The following is a 2,093-nucleotide window of genomic DNA, read 5'->3' as shown; positions in this document are numbered from 1 at the left end:
AGATGGGATATTCGGCTTTGCGTCTCAGCGTTGACCATTGTGGATTGCGGTGCTGCGCTTCTGGCTGATGGTAAAACGAGGTCATGTCTTTCAACAGCCTCAAACATCAAAGGGAGAAGCGCAGCATGAAACACTATTGTGCACTGGATGTATCGGTGAGAGAGACCGCGGTCTGCATTGTTGATGAGACAGGCAAGATTTGCCGGGAGACGAAAGTTGCCACTCACCCTGAGGATTTGATCTCGGTGATCAAGGATCCGAAGTGGCAGATTGAGCGGATCGGTCTTGAAGCCGGACCACTGTCGCAATGGCTTTATGAAGGACTTGCCAAGGCAGGATTGCCGGTGATCTGCATCGAGACCAGGCATGCCAAGGCATTTTTGAAAGCCCAACCGAATAAGACGGACCGCAACGATGCGCGTGGCATGGCCCAGATGATGCGCGTCAATCTCTACCGGCCTGTGCATGTGAAGACGCTGACGAGCCAGAAGCACCGGGCATTGCTGACCGCGCGCAAACTCTTGCAGGAAAAAGCCATCGCCATCGCGAATGATATTCGCGGATTGTTGCGCAACTTCGGTCTGAAAGTCGGATTGGTCGGCAAGATCAAATTCGAGGAGCGGATCAATGAGCTCGTCGAAGACAGGCCTGATCTACACGAAATCATGCAGCCATTGTTGGCTGCACGCAAACTGCTGCGCGACGAGTTCACCAAGCTGCACAAGAAGGTTTTGGATTTGGTCCGCGACGATGAAGTCTGTCGCCGATTGACGACGATCCCTGGTGTCGGCCCGGTTGTCGCTCTCACCTATACGGCAACCATCGATATTCCTGGCCGGTTTGCACATTCAAAGGCGGTCGGTTCTGTGCTCGGGCTAACGCCGAAACTGAACGAGTCTGGTGAAAGCAAACGGGTCGGGCGAGTATCCTGTTGCGGTGACGCAATGATGCGATCCCTGCTGTACGAAGCAGCGCAAGTTCTGCTTGTAAACGTTAAGAAATGGTCGTGGCTAAAAGCGTGGGCGATGAATATCGCCAAACGCCGCGGCAGGCAAAAGGCGGTTGTAGCCTTGGCCCGACGGCTTGCTGTAATCATGCATCGCATGTGGAGTGACGGAACCGAATTCTGTTGGACACGGGAGAGCTTGCCTGGTGCTGCGTAATTAGCAACCAAGGTGACAAGAACAAAAGGAGACAAGGTTCCGCCGCCGGTGGAAAGATGTCCTTCGCAGGACGACGGATGGGGTGAGTTCGCGTGGTTGTCTTGGTACGGTCGTTTATTGCTGCGGGTTTCACAAAGTCCCGGACAGGGATTTCAGTAAGTCGCGGACACCGATTTCAGTAAGTACGGGACAGCGATTTCACTAAGTCGCGGACAGGCATAGCGGCGGATTTAGATCGATTTTCGTGAGCGCCGATCTGGCACTTTGCCCTCGTGTTTTGAGCGAGGACATGATGCCCAGACGGAAGCAAGCGAGACATACCGACGTGAAGGATATCCGGTCGATCCTGCGGTTGACGTTCGAGCAGGGATTGTCGATACGCGCCGTTTCTGAACGGCTGAAGATGAGCAAGACGTCGGTTTCGACGTATCTGCTGCGGGCGCGGGAAGCCGGGCTTGCGGTCTGGCCGCTTCCACCAGGCCTGGACGAGGACGAAGTTCTCGAGCAACGACTATTCCGCCGAATGGGGCGACCTCCGCGCGATACCGACGAGCCGAATTGGCCGAAGGTGGCCAGCGAACTGAAGCGCAAGGGCGTGACGCTCAATCTGCTATGGCAGGAATACCGGGAAGCCCATCCGGATGGCTACGGCTATACGTGGTTTTGCTGCCGGTTTGCCGATCACGAAAACCGGGCCAAACCCACCTATCGCAGCCGTCACGTTGGTGGCGTGGCGATGGAATGCGACTATGCCGGCCATACGATCCCGATCATCGACCCATCTACTGGAGAGATCCGCGCGGCGCAGATCTATGTGGCAGTGCTGAGCGCGTCACAGTTGACATTCTCTTATGCCAGCTTCAGCCAAAAGCTGCCCGATTGGATCGAGGCGAACCAACGGGCCTTCAGTTACTTCGGTGGTGTATAGCA

At 55.6% G+C, this 2,093-nt stretch carries 1 protein-coding gene and 1 pseudogene; both read left to right on the top strand.

Annotated elements, in window-relative coordinates; translation table 11 throughout:
• The first annotated feature begins 125 nt into the window (after window positions 1–125).
• Window positions 126–1,163: an IS110 family RNA-guided transposase gene (locus LPU83_RS37950; protein WP_024319247.1), complete on the top strand. Its 1,038-nt coding sequence runs from the start codon at window positions 126–128 to the stop codon at window positions 1,161–1,163.
• A gap of 292 nt (window positions 1,164–1,455) precedes the next feature.
• Window positions 1,456–2,088, top strand: a pseudogene (locus LPU83_RS37945) (sigma factor-like helix-turn-helix DNA-binding protein); the annotation flags it as partial.
• Window positions 2,089–2,093 lie beyond the last annotated feature (5 nt).

It is taken from the genome of Rhizobium favelukesii (assembly GCF_000577275.2).
Lineage (GTDB): Bacteria > Pseudomonadota > Alphaproteobacteria > Rhizobiales > Rhizobiaceae > Rhizobium > Rhizobium favelukesii.
The sequence above is the reverse complement of the archived record's forward strand: the minus strand, read 5'-3'. Positions and strand labels throughout refer to the sequence as shown.